Raw genomic sequence first — 18,691 nt, forward strand, 5'->3', positions numbered from 1 at the left:
GTTCAGGTCGTGGCGGAGGTCCGGGGCTCCGGGGACGGGCCGGACGGGGGAGGCGGCGGGACGACTCCCGCCCCGCCGCCGGCCCCGCTCACGGTCATCGCCCGGTCCAGCGCCTGGAGGAAGCGGTTGACCGTCACCCGGTCCCGCACCGCGACCCGCAGCCAGTCCGCGCCGAGCCCGGGGAACGTGTCCCCGCGCCGCACCGCGAACCCGAGATCGCGAAGGGCCCGGCGCACACCGGCGGCCCGCGGCAGCCGGATCAGGACGAACGGCCCCTCCGCCGGCTCCACCACGCTCAGTCCGTCGGAGCAGGCGAACTCCCGCAGCCCCGCCACCAGATGAGCCCGGTCCGTGGCGATCCGGTGCGCCGCGTGCGCCGCCTCGGCGAGCGCCCGCGAGGACACACAGGCCTCGGCCGCCGCCAGCGCGGGTGTGGCGACGGGCCAGAGCGGCTGGGCCCGCTCCAGTTCGGCGATCGTTTCGGGATCGGCGAGCACGTAGCCGATGCGCAGCCCCGCGAGACCCCACGTCTTCGTGAGACTGCGCAGCACGACCAGGCCGGGCACGTCCGTCCGCCCGGCCAGGGCCTCGCGTTCGCCCGGCACCGCGTCCATGAACGCCTCGTCGACCACCAGCACCCGCCCGGGGCGGGCCAGCGCGGCGACGGCCTCCGCCGGATGCAGCACCGACGTCGGATTGGTCGGGTTGCCGATCACCACGAGGTCGGCGTCCTCGGGGACGTCGGCCGTGTCGAGCCGGAAGCCGTCCTCCTCGCGCAGCAGGACGCGGCCCACCGTGTGACCGGCGTCCGCCAGCGCGGCCTCCGGCTCCGTGAACTGCGGATGCACGACGACCGGCCGGCGTACCCGCAGGGCCCGCGCGAGCAGCACGAAGGCCTCGGCCGCGCCCGCCGTGAGCAGCACCCGCTCCACGGGCAGCCCGTGCCGCGCCGCCACCGCCGCCCGCGCGGCCCGCCCGTCCGGGTAGGCCGCGAGGGACGGCAGCGACGCGGAGATCCGGTCCAGCAGCCACGCGGGCGGGGTGTCCGCGCGCACGTTCACGGCGAGATCGGTGAGTGTGGAACCGTCGTCGCGCACCTCGGCGTCCCCGTGGTGCCGCAGATCGTGTCCGCCCGCGGCGGTCTCGTCAGCTCGCATGGGAGCGGGTGTGTCCCCCGTGATGGTGGTGACCGTGTCCGTGGTGGTGGCCGTCGTCGTCCGGATGGAAGTGCGGCTCCTGGGGGAGCCCCACCTTGTCCTCGAAGCCGGGCAGCGCGATCCGGTAGACGCAGGAGTCGCAGTTCATCCGCAGGTCGCCCTGCACGGCCTCCCGGTAGCGCTCCATGACCAGGTCGAGCAGCTCGGGCTCGGGACCGATGACGTCGGCGGAACCCACCTCGACCCCGGGATGCGCCCCGGCCCAGTCCTCCGTCTGCTGCCGCACCCGCTCCGGGAGGATGCCGGTGAACAGGAAGTAGGGCAGGACGACGATCCGGCGCGCGCCCAGCCGGACGCAGCGGTCGAGTCCGGACGGCACGTCCGGCGCCGCCAGGGACACGAACGCCGTCTCGACGCCCGCGTACCCCCGGCCCTCCCACAGCAGCCGGGCCGCCTTGTACACCTCGGCGTTGGCGTCCGGGTCCGTGGAACCGCGGCCCACGAGCAGCACCGTCACCTCGGCCCGCTCCTCGGGCGTCAGGGGACCGCCGCCGAGCGCCTCGTCCAGCCGCCGCTCCAGCACGGCGAGCAGCGAGGGATGCGGGCCCAGCGGACGTCCGTACGTGTACGAGATCCCGGGGTGCCGCTCCTTCTCGCGGGTCAGCGCCGCCGGGATGTCGCCCTTGGCGTGCCCGGCGGACACCAGCATCAGCGGGACGGCGGCGAAACGCCGTACCCCCCGCTCGACGAGTTCGGCCACGGCGTCGCCCAGCGGTGGCGGCGACAGTTCGATGAACCCTCCGGCGACGGGCAGTTCGGGATGGCGGCGCCCCAACTCCCTCACGAAGGAACGGAAGGCCTCGGCGCCGGCGTCGTCCCGGGTGCCGTGTCCGGCGACGAGCAGCGCGGGGGGCGGGGTGGTCACGATGTCTCCTTGGCGGCCGATGAGGCCTCAGTGGTGGTCGAGGCCCGGGCGGCCTCGGGAACGGGGGTCGGGTGGTACAGCAGGGCGTTGAGCGCGGCGGCCGCGACCGCCGAACCGCCCTTCTCGGACACGTTGCTGACGGCGGGCAGGCCGCTCTCGCGGAGCGCGGCCTTGGACTCGGCCGCGCCGACGAAACCCACCGGCAGACCGATGACGAGCGCCGGAGCGGCGTCCAGCCGCAGCAACTCCTCCAGGGCGGTGGGCGCGCAGCCGATCACCCACAGGGCGCCCGGCCCGACCTGCTCGAACGCGAGCCGCACCGCGTGCGCCGAACGCGTCAGACCGGGACCCGACACGGCGTCCTTGAGGCGGCAGACCGTGTCGCGGCGCGTGATGCCCGCCGCGACCATCTCGACGTCCACCACGACGGGCGCCCCGGCGTGCAGCGCCGCGTGCCCCCGCCGCAGGGACTCCTCGTCGGTCACGAGGTCGTCCGCGTACTCCAGGTCGGCGGCGGAGTGGATCACCCGCTCCACCACCGCGCGCGTCAGCGGCGGGAAGGGGGAGGTGTCCAGGCGGGCCCGCAGCCGCCGGAAGGACTCCTGCTCGATCGGGTGCACGACCCGCTTCCCCGGGAACACCTGGCTCGTCCGGCTCACTTGGCCTCCTCCTGCCAGCGGTAGCCGCGCGGCGTCACCATGCGCCCGGCGATCTCACGGGTCGCCGTGTTGCCTACGGTCACCACGGTCATCATGTCGACGATCCCCGGGTCCAGGGACCCCAGCGTCGTGACCCGGCTCGACTCGTCCGGGCGGGAGGCGTTGCGCACCACCCCGACCGGCGTCGCCGGCTCCCGGTGCTCCGCGAGGACCGCGAGCGCCTTGGGCAGCTGCCAGTCCCGGCCCCGGCTGCGCGGGTTGTAGAAGGTCACGACGATGTCCGCCTCGGCCGCCGCGCGGACCCGGCGCTCGATGACCTCCCACGGCGTGTGCAGGTCGGACAGGCTGATCGACACATGGTCGTGGCCGAGCGGCGCGCCCAGGATCGCCCCGGCCGCGAGCGCCGCCGTCACGCCGGGCACCCCGACGACGTCGATGTCGTCCGACGCCTCGGCCAGCGCGGGCGACGCCATCGCGTACACGCCCGCGTCGCCGCTGCCGATCAGCGCGACGGCCTGCCCGCGGCGCGCCTCGGCCACCGCCGTGCGGGCCCGCTCCTCCTCGGCGCCGAGCCCCGACTCCAGGATCAGGGTGCCGGGCCGCAGCAGGTCGCGGATCTGGTCGACGTACTGGTCGAGCCCGACGAGCACCGCGGCCCGCCGCAGCTCCGCCGTCGCGCGCGGGGTGAGCAGGTCGCGGGCTCCGGGACCGAGGCCCACGACCGCGAGCCGCCCGCGGGCCGGGCGGCGCACCACCGCGCAGGTCGCCATCGCGGGCAGCCCGTCCGCCCGTACCGACTTCCGCTTGGGGACGAGGAGTTCACCCCCGCCGGCCAGCGCGGCGGCCTCGGCCACCGACGGGGTGCCGACGGCGGCCAGCGGCGCGTCGGACGGGTTCGGGACGGTCACCGCCGCCAACCGTCCGGCGGAGTACGTGACGACCGGGACCCCGAGCCGCGCGGCGGCCCCGACGATCCCGGGCTCCCCGGACTTGGCGTCGACGGTGGCGAGTTCGGCGAGCGACCCGACGGACAGTCCGGCCTCCCGCAGCGCGTCCTCGACGAGCCCGAGGACCTCCTCCACCGGTGCCCCCCGGGAGGCGCCGACACCGACGACCAGGGACGGCGGACGCAGGACGACCTCGCGCGCGGCGGGTTCCCCGGCCCGGTCGGAGACACGAAGGACGGCCGCGCCCTCCCCCGCGGGGCTCCCCACGTTCGGCGGCAGCGCGGGCAGCGGCCAGCCCGACTCCCGCTCCAGCACCACCGGTTCGCCGTCCAGCACGGCCCGCGAGACCCCGGCGACATCGCCTTCCACCGGGAGACCCAGCGTGTCGAGGCCGGGCATCCCCACCGCGTCGGTCGCCGTCGTCACCACCGGCTCGGCGCCGAGCAACTCGCCCACCTCTCGGGCGAGTTCGTTCGCCCCGCCCGCGTGGCCGCCGACCAGCGACACGGCGAACCGGCCCGCCTCGTCGACGCACACCACCCCGGGGTCCGACCCCTTGTCGACGAGCAGCGGCGCCACGAGCCGTACGACCGCGCCCGTGGCGAGGAAGCACACCAACTGGTCGCACTCCGCGAAGGCCCGCCGCACGGCGTCCGCCACGGGCCCGTCGTACACCCGGGCACGCGTGGACCACGCGGCGGCCAGCCGGTCGCGGGCCGTCGCGCCCGCCGCCGTCGCGGAAATCAGGCCGATCACTGGGGAACTCCTTCGGTACGGGCCGGAGGCCGGACGCCCCACAGCACGAAGACGGGATTGGTCGCCGCGAGCCGGGACACGTCACCGGGCAGCGGGGCGAGCCGCGAGGACTGCAACAGGACGCCGTCGCAGGTGAATCCGGCGGCGGTGAGCGCGTCCCGGGCGGCCGGCACCCGGTCGAGCGAGGCCATCGCGATCACCACGGCCCGCCGGGCCCGGCGCGCGCACACCGAGACGATCTCGGGCAGTTCACGTCCGCCGCCCCCGACGAACACCGCGTCCGGATCGTCCAGTCCGGACAGCACCGCGGGCGCGGCCCCCCGCACGACCCGCACGTCCACACCGTGCGCGGCGGCGTTGGCGCGGATACGGTCGCAGCCGTCCGAGGTCTTCTCGACCGCGGTCACCGCCGCGCCGAACCGCGCGCACTCGACGGCGACGGAACCGGAGCCCGCGCCGACGTCCCACACCAGCTCGCCGAGCCGCGGTCCGATCCGGGCCAGCGCCAGCGCCCGCACCTCGAACTTGCTGATCATCGAGTCGCGGTGGGCGAACTCGCTCTCCTCCAGGGCCCATCGGTCGGGCCCGGGAAGCGGCCCGGCGACGGTCCGCACGGGAGCGAGGGCCCGCGACTCGTCCAGGCACAGGACGACACTGACCGCCGCACCCCAGTCCCGGCCCGCAGCCTCGGCGGGCGTGACCCGCTCGACGCGCTCGCCCCCCGGATCGCCCAGGGCGCTCGCCACGACGAGGACGCGTTCCGCGTCGTGGCGGGCCAGGGCGGCCCCCAGCTCGGCGGGCCCGGAACCCGGACCGGTCAGCACGGCCACCTTGGGCCGCGACCGGCAGACCTGGACGGCCGTACGCAACGCACGCCCGTGCGCGCTGACCACCACCGCGTCGTCCCAGGGCAGCCCGAGCCGGGCGAAGGCGGTCGCCACGGACGAGACACCGGGCCGGACGTCCAGCCGCTCCGCCCCGAACCGCTCGGCCAGCGCCCGGACGATCCCGAAGAACCCGGGGTCGCCCGAGGCGAGCACCACGACGGGGCCGCCGGGCGCCCCGGCGGCCGTGTACCGCTCGATACGGTCGAGGGCCGGGGCCAGCGGTCCGAGCACCAGCCGCTCGGCCCGCTCGGGCAGCCGGGCCGCCGCCAGATGCCGCCCGCCGCCCACGACGAGTCCGGCGCCCGCCAGCGCGGCCCCGGCCTCCGGTGACAGCGGCGCCCCCGTGCCCGTACCGACGACGGTGACCAGCACCGAGCGGTCCGCCGCGACGGCGGACGCTCCCTCGGCGGCGCCCTCCGGGCCGACGACGCGCACGCTCACGACGCCGGACCCCGCGCACCGGCCCGGCGCGCGGCACGCAGCTCGGCGCGCGCCTCCGGGTCGGCCTTGCGGAAGCCGTGGAAGTGCCCGGGGTGGTAGAGGTGCGAGCGGGTGCCGCTCGCGTCCAGCGCGGGGCCGACCAGGAAGAGGGTGTGCTTCCAGAGCTTGTGCTCCTTGACGGTCTCCTCCAGCGTGCTGATCGTGCACCGCACGATCAGCTCCTCGGGCCAGGTCGCCTGGTGGGCGACCACGACCGGCGTGCTCGTCGGGTAGCCGCCCTCCAGCAGTTCCCGCACGAGCTGGCCGCTGCGGGCCGCCGACAGGAACAGCGCCATCGTGGTGCCGTGCCGCGCGAACTCCCGTACGTCCTCCCCGGGCGGCATCGGCGTCTTGCCGCCGCCGAGCCGGGTGAGGATCACGGACTGCGCGACCTCGGGGATCGTCAGCTCGCGCTGCGCGATCGCGGCCACCGCCGAGAAGGACGAGACGCCCGGCACGATCTCCGTCTCGATGCCGAGGTCGGCGCACCGGTCGACCTGTTCCTGCGTACCGCCCCACAGGGCCGGGTCGCCGGAGTGGATCCGCGCCACCCGCAGGCCCTCGGCACGGGCCCGCCCGTACACGGCGACGACGTCCTCCAGCGACATCGTCGCGGAGTCGAGGATCTCGGCGCCCTCGCGAGCGTGGTCGAGGACCTCGGCCTGCACCAGGCTCGCCGCCCAGATCACGATGTCGGCGTCGGCGATGGCGCGGGCGGCGCGGAACGTCAGCAGGTCGGCGGCGCCGGGGCCGGCGCCGACGAAGGTCACCTTGCCGGTGGGGGCATCGGCCATGGGAATCGGTCCTCTCCTACGAAAAACTCGGGTGCCGCGAAGGAACGCGGTGGGCGCGGGGCCGTCGCCCCGGGTGCGCGAACGGGGGTTGATCGGATAGCAAGGGCCTATGGCGGTCCTCGTCGCGCTCGGCGCGTTCCTGATGACGCTGGCCGGCGGCTGGACGGCGCAGCGCGTGACCGACCGCCGCCATCTGGTCCTCGGCCTGGCCGGCGGCCTGATGCTGGGCGTGGTCGGCCTCGATCTGCTGCCGGAGGCACTGGCCGCGGCGGGCACCGAGGTGTTCGGCGTACCGGCCGCGCTGCTCCTCTTCGTGGCCGGCTTCCTGCTGGCCCATCTGGTGGAACGGCTGCTCGCCCACCGCCAGGCCGCGCACGGCGGCGAGGAGCACGACGGACGCGCGCCCGAGGTCGGCCTCACGGCGGCCGGAGCGATGGTCGGCCACAGCGCGATGGACGGCGTCGCGATCGGCGCCGCCTTCCAGGTCGGCGGCGGCATGGGCCTCGCGGTGTCCCTCGCGGTGATCGCCCACGACTTCGCGGACGGCTTCAACACGTACACGATCACGAGCCTGTACGGGAACGCCCGGCGCAAGGCCCTGCTCATGCTGTACGCGGACGCGGCGGCGCCCATGGTCGGCGCCGCGACCACCCTCTTCTTCACCATCCCCGAGCAGCTGCTCGGCGGCTACCTCGGCCTGTTCGGCGGCGCGCTCCTCTACCTCGCCGCCGCCGAGATCCTCCCCGAGGCACACCACGAGCACCCCGCCCGCTCGACCCTGCTGTGCACGGTCGCGGGCGTGCTCTTCATCTGGCTGGTGGTGGGCCTCGCGGGCTGAGCCGGTGCCGTCCGCGCCAAGTGCCGGGCGCGGGAGGGCCGGAGCCCGCCCCGCGCGGGCCCGGGCGCGGGAGGGGCCGGTGGGCGCCGCCGCGCGCGCCGGACGGGGCGGGTGCGCGGCGTGCGGCGGGTGCGCCGGACGGGCGGCGGTCACAGTTTCCCGCCGCGTTCTCCGTCGCGGGGCGCGGGCGCGATGAGCGTCGACAGGTAGGGGAGCGGCGCCCCGCCGAGCTCGGCCGCCGGACGGATCGACTCGTCCTCCAGACCCAGCGCGGACCCCCACACGGCGCCGTCGATCCGCCCGCTGTCCCGCAGCGCCTCGGCCACCTCCGCGGCCTGCCGCCCGAACTTGTACGCGACGACCGTGCCGGGCCCGTTCAGGGCGTCCTTGAGCACGGCCGCTCCCGCGGTCACCGGGACGAGGGTGAGCGGCTCGGTCCCCTCGGTGAGAACGGCCCCCGACCGCGCGGCGAGGTCCTGCATGGCGGTGATCCCGGGCACGGTCTCGACGACCGTGCCCGGGACGAGCTCCCCGACGGTGTGGGCGAGATAGGTGAAGGTCGAGTACACGTTGGGGTCGCCGATGGTGGCGAAGGCGACCGTGGCGTGGCGGCCGAGAAGGTCCGCGACCCGTGCGCCGGCCGCGTCCCAGGCGGCCTCGCGCCGCCCCCGGTCGCTGCGCTCGTTCAGCGCGAACACGACCCGTACGACCTTCTCGACGGGCACGTAGTGCAGGACCGTCGCCTCGGCCCGCCCCCGCTCACCGCCGTCCTCCCCGTCCGGCGCGGCCATGACGGGGACGACGACGACGTCCGCGGCGCGCAGGGCGTTGACGCCCTTGACGGTCACCAGCTCCGGATCGCCGGGGCCCACCCCGACCCCGATCAGCTTGCTGCTCATGACGTCAGGCACCTCTCCACGAACCGACGGGCCACACCGGGCTGGGACGCCCAGTGCGTATGCAGATAACTCGCGTGCACCCCGTGCTGGACGAAACCCTCCACGCGCCGCTCGGGCGCGCGGATCCCCCAGGCCGGAGCCGCACCGGAGCCGGGCTCCACGACGGTCCGGTGGAACTCGTGCCCGCGCATCCGGGTCCCGGCCGCGGCGAGCACGCTGTCGCCGACGGCCACCGCGTCCCGGTAGCCGAGGGTGAGCCGCTCGTCCATCCGGGCCACGGCGTCGATCACCCCGCACATGGGCCGTCCGTCGAGCTCCCGCGCCAGGTACAGCAGCCCGGCGCACTCGGCCGCCACGGGCGCCCCGCCGAACGCCAGCTCGGCGACGGCCTTGCGCAGCGGTTCGTTGGCGGACAACTCGGGCGCGTACACCTCGGGGAACCCGCCGCCGATGACCAATCCGCCCGTTCCCTCGGGCAGTTGCTCGTCCCGGAGCGGATCGAAGGTGACGACCTCGGCCCCGGCGGCGGTGAGCAGCTCGGCGTGCTCGGCGTAGGAGAAGGTGAAGGCGGGGCCTCCGGCCACCGCGATCCGCCGCGCACCGGCGGGAGTCCGGCCCCGCGGACCGCCCGGCCCGGGCCCCGCGGGGCCGCCCACGGGCGCGGGGACGGGAGCGCCGGGGGAGGGCACGGGCGCGGGCGAGGAGCGCATCGCTTCGACGCCGTGCGCGTGAGCGGTCTCCGCCCCGCCGGGCGCGCGGTCCGCCCCGGTCACGCCCAGGGAGCGCACCGCCTCGGCCGCGTCCCAGGCCGGACCCGACAGGGCGCCCGCCCCGCGGGCCAGCGCGAACAGCGCGTCCAGATCACACCCGGCGCTCACCTGCGCGGCCATCGCGGCGACCGCCGCGACCGCGTCCGAGCGCCGCTCGGCGACCGGCACGAGCCCCAGGTGCCGGGACGGCGTGTCCACCCGCGCGGTCCGCCGCAGCACGCCGAGCACCGGCACCCCGGACGCGTCCAGCGCCTCGCGGAGCATGGCCTCGTGACGCTCGGACCCCACCTTGTTGAGGATCACTCCCGCGACCCGCACCTCGGGATCCCAGGAGGCGAACCCGTGCACCAGCGCGGCCACGGACCGCGACTGCGAGGACGCGTCGACGACCAGGACCACCGGCGCCCGCAGCAGTTTCGCCACCTGCGCCGTGGAGGCGAGTTCCCCCTCCCCGGCGGCCCCGTCGTAGAGGCCCATCACCCCTTCGACGACCGCGAGATCGCAGCCGCGCGCGCCGTGCGCGAACAGCGGCCCGATCAACTCCGTGCCGCACAGGTACGCGTCGAGATTGCGTCCGGTCCGCCCGGTGGCGAGCGCGTGGTACCCGGGGTCGATGTAGTCCGGCCCCACCTTGTGCGGGGACACGGCGAGCCCCCGCGCGGCGAAGGCGGCCATCAGCCCCGTGGCGACGGTCGTCTTGCCGCTGCCCGAGGAGGGCGCGGCGATCACCAGCCGGGGAACGGAGGAGGTCACCACTCGATGCCCCTCTGGCCCTTCTGGCCGGCGTCCATCGGATGCTTGACCTTGGACATGTCGGTCACCAGATCGGCCAACTCCACCAGCTTCTCCGGGGCGTTGCGCCCGGTGATCACGACGTGCTGGGTGCCGGGCCGGTCCCGCAGCACCGCCACGACCTCGTCGGTGTCGATCCATCCCCAGTGCATCGGGTACGCGAACTCGTCGAGCACGTACAGCTTGTACGTCTCGGCGGCCAGGTCGCGCTTGACCTGCTCCCAGCCCTCGCGGGCCTTCTCCTCGTTGTCCATCTGCGCGTCGCGCTGGACCCAGGACCAGCCCTCGCCCATCTTGTGCCAGTCGACGCTCCCGCCCTCGCCGGAGGCGCCGAGCACGCGCAGCGCGTTCTCCTCGCCGACCTTCCACTTCGCCGACTTGACGAACTGGAACACCCCGATGGGCCACCCCTGGTTCCAGGCGCGCAGCGCGAGCCCGAACGCGGCGGTGGACTTGCCCTTGCCGATCCCGGTGTGCACGACGACCAGCGGCCGGTTACGACGCTGCCGGGTCGTCAGCCCGTCGTCCGGTACGACACTCGGCTGTCCCTGCGGCACTACGCGGCCCTCCTCGAAGTCCCCTGCACACCCTGTACATCCCGGACGAGACCGGCGATGGAATCCGCCCGCAGCTCGTCCAACGTCACCGCGGTCGCGCCCAGTTCGCCCGCGAGCCGCCCCGCGAGCCCGAGCCGCACCGGCCCCGACTCGCAGTCCACGACCACCGAGGCGACCGAGTCGGCCGCGAACAGCCGTGCCGCGTGCCCCGCCGTCGCGACCGGCTCGGCCCCGCCCGTGGCGCGCCCGTCGGTGACGACGACGACCAGCGGGCGCCGGGCGGCGTCCCGCAGCCGCTCCACCCGCAGCACCTCGTGGGCCCGCAGCAGGCCGGCCGCGAGCGGCGTACGGCCGCCCGTCGGCAGCGACTCCAGCCGGGCCGCGGCGGCGTCCACCGAGGACGTGGGCGGCAGCGCGACCTCCGCGGACGACCCGCGGAACGTCACCAGCCCCACCTTGTCCCGCCGCTGGTACGCGTCGAGCAGCAGCGACAGCACGGCGCCCTTGACCGCGCCCATCCGCTGCCGCGCCGCCATCGACCCGGAGGCGTCCACGACGAAGAGGACGAGGTTGCCCTCACGGCCCTCGCGCGTCGCCTGCCGCAGATCGTCCCGCCGGACGACGAGACCGCGGCCGGACCGCCCGCGCGCCAGCTGGTGCGGGGCGGCGGCCTGGACGGTCGCCGCCAGGTGCAGCTTGGTCAGCGTCCCCCGGGGCCGCCGGGAACCGGTCGTGCGGCCGTGCTCGGTCCGGGCGCGCGAACGCCGTCCGGCCGCGCCCTCACCGAGCCCGGGAACACTCAGCGCCTTCGTGCGGAAGGGCTCGGCGGCCCGCACGGGAGTCTGCTCGCCGCCCTGCCCGGCGGGCGCCGTCCCGTCCTCGGAGGGCTCGCCCTGCGCCGGGACGTCACCGGCGGGGGTGCCCGCGTCCGGCCCGTCCTGCGGCGGTCGGCCGCCTCCGCCGGGACCGTCCGGCTCCGGATCGTCGTCGGCGGGACCCTCGCCGGACGGGTCGTCCGAGTCCGCGAACTCCTCCAGCGTCTCGTCGAGCTTGTCCTCGTCGAGTCCGGGCGCGTCGAACGGGTTGCGCCGCCTCCGGTGCGGCAGCGCGAGCAGCGCGGCCTGGCGTACGTCCTCGGCGATCACCTCGGTGCGTCCCGCCCACGCGGCGAGCGCGGTCGCGGTCCGGGCCATCACGATGTCGGCGCGCATGCCGTCCACCTCGAAGGCCGCGCACGTCGCCGCGATCTGCCGCAGCGGACCGTCCCCGAGCCGCACGGAGGGCAGCAGCGCGCGGGCCGCCACGATCCGGGCCCGCACGGCGGTCTCCTCGTCGGCCCAGCGCGCCGCGAAGGCCGCCGGATCGTCGTCGTGGGCGAGCCTGCGCCGCACGACCTCGACCCGCTGGTCGGGCTCGCGGGAGGCGGCGACCTCGACGGTCAGACCGAACCGGTCGAGCAACTGCGGTCGCAGCTCCCCCTCTTCGGGGTTCATGGTCCCGACGAGCAGGAACCGCGCCGCGTGCCGCACGGAGACGCCCTCGCGCTCCACGTACGAGGCGCCCATCGCGGCCGCGTCGAGCAGCAGGTCGACCAGGTGGTCGTGCAGGAGGTTGACCTCGTCGACGTACAGGATCCCGCGGTGGGCGTCGGCGAGCAGGCCCGGTTCGAAGGCCTTCACGCCCTCCGCGAGGGCCCGCTCGATGTCGAGCGCGCCCACCAGCCGGTCCTCGGACGCTCCGACGGGCAGCTCGACCATGCGGGCGGGCCGGGACTCGGACGCCCCCGCTTCGTGCGGCCCGTCCGGGCAGGCCGGGTCGGGCTTCGCGGGATCGCACGAGAAGCGGCAGCCGGTGACCACGTCGACGGCCGGCAGGAGCGCCGAAAGGGCGCGTACGGCCGTCGACTTGGCGGTGCCCTTCTCGCCACGCACCAGGACACCGCCCACGGCGGGCGAGACGGCGTTCAGCAGCAGCGCGAGCCGCAGGTCGTCCTGGCCGACCACCGCCGTGAACGGGAACGGGGTACTCACTGGTCGTCGCCCTCCAAGTCGCCTTCGAGCTCCAGATAGGTGGCGCGCAGCCGCTCCAGCGTCTCCGCGTCCGGCTCGGCCCACAGCCCGCGGTCGGCGGCTTCCAGGAGCCGCTCGGTGATGCCGCGCAGCGCCCACGGGTTGGACTTCTTCATGAAGTCCTGGTTCTCCGCGTCGAAGACGTACTCCGCGCTGAGCTTCTCGTACATCCAGTCGTCCACGACCCCGGCCGTGGCGTCGTACCCGAAGAGGTAGTCGACGGTCGCCGCCATCTCGAAGGCGCCCTTGTAGCCGTGCCGGCGCATCGCCGCCATCCAGCGGGGGTTGACCACCCGGGCCCGGAAGACGCGGTGCGTCTCCTCGCCGAGCGTGCGGGTCTTCACCTGGTCCGGAGTCGCCGAGTCGCCGACGTACGCCTCGGGACTCGCGCCCGTCAGATGCCGCACCATCGCGACCATGCCGCCGTGGTACTGGAAGTAGTCGTCCGCGTCGACGAGGTCGTGCTCGCGGGTGTCGATGTTCTTCGCGGCCACGGCGATCCGCCTGAACGCCGTCTCCATGTCCCCCCGGGCGGCCCGCCCGTCGAGCCCGCGCCCGTAGGCGTAGCCGCCCCACACCGCGTACACCTCGGCGAGGTCGGCGTCCGAGCGCCAGTTCCGGGCGTCGATCAGCGGCAGCAGACCCGCGCCGTACGCGCCCGGCTTCGAGCCGAAGATACGGGCGGTCGCGCGCCGCCGGTCGCCGTGCTCGGCGGTGTCCTCGTCGGCGTGCCTGCGCACGTAGTTGCGGTCGGCGGGCTCGTCGAGGTCGGCGACCGTGCGCACCGCGTCGTCGAGGAGGCCGACGACGTGCGGGAACGCGTCCCGGAAGAAGCCCGAGATGCGGACCGTGACGTCGATGCGCGGGCGGCCCAGCTCGTCGAGCGGGACGACCTCGAAACCGGTGACGCGCCGGGAGGCGTCGTCCCACACCGGACGGCAGCCCAGCAGCGCGAGGATCTCCGCGATGTCGTCGCCCTGGGTGCGCATCGCGGACGTGCCCCAGACCGTCAGTCCGACGGACGTCGGATAGGCGCCGGTGTCCTGGAGGTAACGCTGCACCAGGGAGTCCGCGAGGGACTGCCCGACCTCCCAACTGAGCCGGGACGGGATGGCCTTGGGGTCGACCGAGTAGAAGTTGCGGCCGGTCGGCAGGACGTTGACGAGCCCGCGCGTGGGCGAACCCGACGGGCCCGCGGGGACGTAACCGCCGTTCAGGGCCTTGAGGATGTGCCCGATCTCGTCCGTCGTCCGGGCGAGCCGCGGGACGACCTCCCGGCAGGCGAACTCCAGCACCGCGACGGCGTCCGGGAGTTCGGTTCCGAGGACATCGCGCACGAGCGCCGGGACGGTGGCCGTGTCCCAGCCGCGCTCCTCCATGCCCAGGGCCGCCCGGCGGCACAGCTGCTCCAGCAGGTCGATCGCGTCGGCCGCCGTGCGGGACGGGCCCGCCACGAGGTCCGTCAGCTCGACGGGCACCTTCACCGGGGCGCCCGGCTCGGCGAGCAACTCCTTCTCCACCAGGCCGAAATGCTCGGCGATGGCGGCGCGCAGACCGGGCAGCGCGTTCGCCGCGCCGCCCCACACCTGGGAGGCGCGCAGCACGGCGAGCACCAGGTTCACCCGCGGCTCGGCCTCCGGACCCCCGCCCAGGATGTGCAGGCCGTCGCGGATCTGCACGTCCTTGATCTCACACAGATAGCCGTCGATGTGCATCACGAACGCGTCGAAGTCGCCGTCGTCCGGCTGGTCGTCGACATGCAGGTCGTGATGGAGTTCGGCGGCCTTGACCAGCGTCCAGATCTGCGCGCGGACCGCCGGGGCCTTCGTCGGGTCCAGGTCGGACACGAGCGCGTACTCGTCGAGGAGCTGCTCCAGCTTCGCGAGGTCCCCGTAGGTGTCGGCGCGCGCCATCGGCGGCACGAGGTGGTCGACGACGGTGGCGTGCCCGCGCCGCTTGGCCTGCGTGCCCTCACCGGGGTCGTTCACGATGAACGGGTAGATCAGCGGGAGTTCACCGAGGACGGCGTCGGGCGCGCAGCCGCCGCTGAGCCCGAGTCCCTTGCCCGGCAGCCACTCCATCGTGCCGTGCTTGCCCATGTGCACCACGGCGTCCGCGCCGAAGCTGTTCTCCAGCCAGCGGTAGGCGGCCATGTAGTGGTGCGACGGCGGCATGTCGGGGTCGTGGTAGATCGCGATCGGGTTCTCGCCGAAGCCGCGCGGCGGCTGGATCATCACGACGACGTTCCCGAACTCCAGGCACGCCAGCACGATGTCGTCGCCGTCGACGTAGAGGGAGCCCGGCGGCTCGCCCCAGGCCTCCAGCATGCCCGCGCGCAGCCCGGGGTCGAGCGTGTCGAACCAGGCCCGGTAGTCGGCGAGCGGCACCCGCGCCGGGGCGGCGGCGAGCTGCTCCTCGGTCAGCCACTCCACGTCGTGACCGCCGGCCGCGATGAGCCGGTGGATCAACTCGTCGCCGTTGTCGGGGTATTCGGTGAGGGCGTAGCCCGCGTCGCGGAGCGCGTCGAGTACCCGTACCGCCGAGGCGGGCGTGTCGAGACCGACCGCGTTGCCGACCCGCGAGTGCTTGGTCGGGTAGGCGGTGAAGACGATCCCGAGCTTCTTCTCCGCGTTCGGCTTGTGCTTCAGCAGGGCGTGCCGCAGGGCGATCCCGGCCACCCGCGCGGCCCGCTCGGGGTCGGCGACGTACACCGGGACGTCGTCCGGCCCCTGCTCCTTGAACGAGAACGGCACCGTGACGAGACGGCCGTCGAACTCCGGGATCGCGACCTGCATCGCCGCGTCCATGGGGGACAGGGCCGCGTCCGACGCCTCCCAGGCGCTCTTCGACGAGGTCAGGCAGAGCCCCTGGAGCACGGGGACGTCCAGGTCGGCGAGCGCCCCGATGTCCCAGGCCTCCTCGTCGCCGCCCGCCGACGCCTGCGAGGCGTGGGTGCCGCCCGCCGCGAGGACGGTGGCCACCAGCGCGTCGGCCCGGCCGAGGATCTCGTACAGGCCGGGGTCGGCTCCACGCAGCGAACCGCAGTACACGGCCAGCGCGTTGGCGCCGCGCGCCTCGATCGCGTCGCACAGCGTGTCGACGAAGGCGGTGTTGCCGGACAGCTCGTGGGCCCGGTAGAAGAGCACGCCGACGGTCGGCCGGCCCTCGACGAACGCGCGCTCGCCGCGGACGCCGAACTCCGCCGTCTTCAGCGGCTGTTCGAAGCCCTCGCCCGTGAGCAGCACGGTGTCCGAGAGGAACCGGGCCAGCTCGGCCAGGTTGGCCGGGCCGCCCTCGACGAGATAGCGCAGCGCCTCGGCCACCACGCCGGCGGGCACCGACGACTCGGCCATCAGCTCGGCGTCGGGCACCGACTCGCCGCCGAGCAGCACGGTCGGGACACCGGACGCCTTCAGGAAGGCCAGCCCGTCCTCCCAGGCGCGCTTGCCGCCGAGCAGCCGGACGACGGCGAGGTCGGCCCCCTCGACGAGTGCGGGGAGCTCGCCCGCGACGTCCACCCGGTTCGGATTCCCGATCCGGTAGCCGACGCCACTGGCGCGGGCCGCCAGCAGATCCGTGTCGGCGGTCGACAACAACAACACTGTGCTCATGCGGGCGCTCCCGGTGGAATGAAAGGCAGTCCTTGCGGCGCGCCCGACTCGATGAGCCGCCACAGCGCGTCCGTGTCCGCGTGTTCCTCGATCAGATCGCCGAGCCGGTCCAGCTGCTCCTCGCGCAGCGCCGCGAACGACGTGTCGGCCGCCGGCACGAAGCGGCGGCCCGCGGCGGCGGCCACCTCGCGCAGGAACGCCCGCCGGAAGCCGTCCGACTCCAGCGAGCCGTGCCAGTGCGTGCCCCAGACGGCGCCGACCCGGCACCCGTCCAGGAAGGCGTCCCCGCCCGTCACCTCGGCGACCCCGTGATGGATCTCGTACCCCTCGACGTGCTCGCCGAGTGCCTCGCCGACCGGCCGCGTCAGCGTCTTCTCCCGCGCGAACCGCACGCGCACGGGCAGGAGTCCGAGCCCTTCGACCCGGCCGGCGCGCGACTCGACCTCGTCCTCGATGCGCTCCCCGAGGAGCTGGAACCCCCCGCAGATCCCGAGCACGGGGCGTCCTTCGGCGGCCCGGCGCGCGATCGCGTCGGCGAGGCCGCGCTCGCGCAGCCACCTCAGTGCCTTCACCGTGCCCCGGGTCCCGGGAACGATGACCAGATCGGCGTCGGTCAGTTCCTCGGCCCGGTCCACGAACCGCACCACGACGCCCGGTTCGGCGGCCAGCGCGTCCACGTCGGTGAAGTTCGACATCAGCGGCACCGCGCAGACGGCGACCCGCAGGATGTCGTCGCCGACGGGGGAGGAGACCGCGGACTCGCGGACGGCTCCGCGCAGCGAGACCCGCAGCCCGTCCTCCTCGTCGATGCCGAGACCGTGCTGGAAGGGCAGGACGCCGTAGGAGCGCCGCCCGGTGAGACCGTGCAGCATGTCGAGCCCGGGCTCCAGCAGACTGACGTCCCCCCGGAACTTGTTGACGAGGAACCCGGCGACGAGCGCCTGGTCCTCGGGGGACAGCAGCGCGACCGTCCCGAAGAACGAGGCGAACACCCCGCCCCGGTCGATGTCGCCGACGACGAGCACGGGAAGCCGCGCGTTCCGTGCCACCCCCATGTTCACGATGTCGGTGCGCCGCAGGTTGATCTCGGCCGGGCTGCCGGCCCCTTCACAGATCACCGCGTCATACGTGCCCCGCAACTCGGCCAGACAGTCGAGGACGGTGCCGAGGAGTGCTTCCTGGCGTCCGCCGCGCAGCCGCTCCCCGGGGGCCGGGCCGTCGGACCCCCCGAAGAACCCGCGGGCGCTCATCTCGCCCACCGGCCGGCCCATCAGGACGACCTGGCTGCTCCGGTCGCTGCCGGGCTTGAGCAGCACGGGATTCATCAGCGCGGTCGGCTCCACCCGGGCGGCCTGTGCCTGCATGGCCTGCGCCCGCCCGATCTCGGCGCCCTCGCGCGTCACGAACGAGTTGAGGGACATGTTCTGGGCCTTGAAGGGCGCGACCTTCACGCCCCGGCGCACCAGCCACCGGCAGATCCCGGCGGTCACGACGCTCTTGCCCGCGTCGGAGGTGGTCCCGGCGATCAGCAGTCCGCCGCTCATGCGGTTCGTCCCTTCCTGGTGAGCAGGACGCGTCCCGCGGCGCCCACGCCGAGCGCGAGCCAGCCGACGCGGCGGGAGAGCCGGACGGCCCGCTCGATGTCCTGGACCCGGACCGCGCGGCCCGAGGTGTTGAGCACGGGCCGGTGCTCGACCCGGCCCCCGTACGACAGGGTGCCGCCGAGCCGCACGCCGAGCGCTCCGGCGAACGAGGCCTCCACGGGACCGGCGTTGGGACTCGGGTGTCTGTGCGCGTCCGCGCGCCAGGCGCGCACGGCGCCCCGTGGGTCGCCTCCCGCCGCGGCGGCGAGGGCGGCGGTCAGCCGGGCTCCCGGCCAGCCGGCGACGTCGTCGAGCCGGGCGGAGGCCCAGCCGTAGCGCCGGTAGCGGGGGGACCTGTGCCCGACCATGGCGTCGAGCGTGTTCACGGCGCGGAAGGCGACGAGTCCGGGCACACCGCCGACGGCGCCCCAGACCAGAGCGCCGACCACGGCGTCGGAGGTGTTCTCGGCGACGGACTCGACGACCGCGCGCGCGACACCGTCGGCGTCCAGCGCCTGCGGATCGCGCCCGCACAGATGCGGCAGCCGCTCACGGGCCACCTCGAGGTCACCGGCCGCGAGCGCGCCCGCGACGGCCCGGGCCTCCCGGCCGAGGGAGGTCCCTCCGACGACGGCCCAGGTGGTGGCGGCGGTCAGGGCGACGGACGCGGTGCGCGATCCGCGCACGGAACGGCTCGCGAGCGCGGCGAGCCCGGTGGCACCGCCCACGCAGACGGCCGTGTGCAGGGCGCCCCAGCCCCGGTGGTCCCGCCACAGCGTCCGCTCCACGGATGCGGCGGCCCGCCCGAACGCGGCGACCGGATGCCCCCGGCGGGGATCGCCGAGCAGCAGGTCGCCGAGAAGGCCGGCGGCGGCGCCGTACGCGAAGACGCGATCGGCACGCACGGGGTCAGCCGGCCGTGGGGTGGGGCGGAACCTTCGTACTCAGCGAAACGGGCAACGGGCAG

Annotated in this window: 14 protein-coding genes; 1 reads left to right on the plus strand and 13 read right to left on the minus strand. The window is 75.0% G+C overall.

The window, feature by feature from the left end:
- Positions 1-2: 2 nt before the first annotated feature.
- The 6 genes from cobC to cobM form a co-directional block, all read right to left on the minus strand.
- On the minus strand, positions 3-1,157 hold the full coding sequence (gene cobC, locus ACFYW7_RS06050) for an Rv2231c family pyridoxal phosphate-dependent protein CobC (RefSeq protein ID WP_389498310.1): 1,155 nt from the start codon (positions 1,155-1,157) through the stop codon (positions 3-5).
- Positions 1,147-2,082, minus strand: a complete 936-nt coding sequence (locus tag ACFYW7_RS06055; protein WP_389498312.1) for a sirohydrochlorin chelatase — start codon at positions 2,080-2,082, stop codon at positions 1,147-1,149. Before ACFYW7_RS06055 ends, cobC begins: the two co-directional genes overlap by 11 nt.
- Positions 2,079-2,741: a precorrin-8X methylmutase gene (locus ACFYW7_RS06060; protein ID WP_389498314.1), complete on the minus strand. Its 663-nt coding sequence runs from the start codon at positions 2,739-2,741 to the stop codon at positions 2,079-2,081. Before ACFYW7_RS06060 ends, ACFYW7_RS06055 begins: the two co-directional genes overlap by 4 nt.
- Positions 2,738-4,444, minus strand: coding sequence for a precorrin-3B C(17)-methyltransferase (gene cobJ, locus ACFYW7_RS06065; RefSeq protein ID WP_389498316.1), 1,707 nt, complete (start codon positions 4,442-4,444; stop codon positions 2,738-2,740). The genes ACFYW7_RS06060 and cobJ overlap by 4 nt, the downstream gene beginning before the upstream one ends.
- The gene (cbiE, locus tag ACFYW7_RS06070; RefSeq protein ID WP_389498607.1) at positions 4,441-5,700 is read right to left on the minus strand and encodes a precorrin-6y C5,15-methyltransferase (decarboxylating) subunit CbiE; all 1,260 of its coding nucleotides are present in this window, start codon (positions 5,698-5,700) and stop codon (positions 4,441-4,443) included. The genes cobJ and cbiE overlap by 4 nt, the downstream gene beginning before the upstream one ends.
- Positions 5,701-5,768: 68 nt before the next feature.
- Positions 5,769-6,605, minus strand: coding sequence for a precorrin-4 C(11)-methyltransferase (gene cobM, locus ACFYW7_RS06075; protein WP_389498318.1), 837 nt, complete (start codon positions 6,603-6,605; stop codon positions 5,769-5,771).
- Positions 6,606-6,714: 109 nt separating this feature from the next.
- Between cobM and ACFYW7_RS06080 the strand changes: the two genes are divergently transcribed.
- Positions 6,715-7,443 (plus strand): ZIP family metal transporter, encoded by a 729-nt coding sequence (locus ACFYW7_RS06080; RefSeq protein WP_389498322.1) that lies wholly within the window; start codon positions 6,715-6,717, stop codon positions 7,441-7,443.
- 149 nt (positions 7,444-7,592) lie between these two features.
- Here ACFYW7_RS06080 and cobI read toward each other — a convergent pair whose 3' ends face one another.
- From cobI to ACFYW7_RS06115, 7 genes are read right to left on the minus strand one after another with little or no spacing between them, the layout of a single operon-like run.
- Positions 7,593-8,342 (minus strand): precorrin-2 C(20)-methyltransferase, encoded by a 750-nt coding sequence (cobI, locus tag ACFYW7_RS06085; RefSeq protein WP_389498325.1) that lies wholly within the window; start codon positions 8,340-8,342, stop codon positions 7,593-7,595.
- A complete protein-coding gene (locus ACFYW7_RS06090) occupies positions 8,339-9,865 on the minus strand; it encodes a cobyrinate a,c-diamide synthase (RefSeq protein ID WP_389498327.1) in 1,527 nt (508 codons plus the stop codon). The genes cobI and ACFYW7_RS06090 overlap by 4 nt, the downstream gene beginning before the upstream one ends.
- Positions 9,862-10,461 carry a cob(I)yrinic acid a,c-diamide adenosyltransferase gene (cobO, locus tag ACFYW7_RS06095; protein WP_389498329.1) on the minus strand — a complete coding sequence of 200 codons (600 nt, stop codon included), beginning with the start codon at positions 10,459-10,461 and terminating at the stop codon, positions 9,862-9,864. Before cobO ends, ACFYW7_RS06090 begins: the two co-directional genes overlap by 4 nt.
- Positions 10,461-12,491, minus strand: a complete 2,031-nt coding sequence (locus tag ACFYW7_RS06100; protein WP_389498331.1) for a putative cobaltochelatase — start codon at positions 12,489-12,491, stop codon at positions 10,461-10,463. The genes cobO and ACFYW7_RS06100 overlap by 1 nt, the downstream gene beginning before the upstream one ends.
- Complete coding sequence (gene cobN / locus ACFYW7_RS06105; RefSeq protein ID WP_389498333.1) at positions 12,488-16,141, minus strand: cobaltochelatase subunit CobN; 3,654 nt, start codon at positions 16,139-16,141, stop codon at positions 12,488-12,490. Before cobN ends, ACFYW7_RS06100 begins: the two co-directional genes overlap by 4 nt.
- Positions 16,138-17,685: a cobyric acid synthase gene (locus tag ACFYW7_RS06110; protein WP_389498335.1), complete on the minus strand. Its 1,548-nt coding sequence runs from the start codon at positions 17,683-17,685 to the stop codon at positions 16,138-16,140. The genes cobN and ACFYW7_RS06110 overlap by 4 nt, the downstream gene beginning before the upstream one ends.
- On the minus strand, positions 17,682-18,629 hold the full coding sequence (locus ACFYW7_RS06115) for a cobalamin biosynthesis protein (protein WP_389498337.1): 948 nt from the start codon (positions 18,627-18,629) through the stop codon (positions 17,682-17,684). The genes ACFYW7_RS06110 and ACFYW7_RS06115 overlap by 4 nt, the downstream gene beginning before the upstream one ends.
- Positions 18,630-18,691 lie beyond the last annotated feature (62 nt).

This window comes from Streptomyces sp. NPDC002580, assembly GCF_042889485.1.
Lineage (GTDB): Bacteria > Actinomycetota > Actinomycetes > Streptomycetales > Streptomycetaceae > Streptomyces.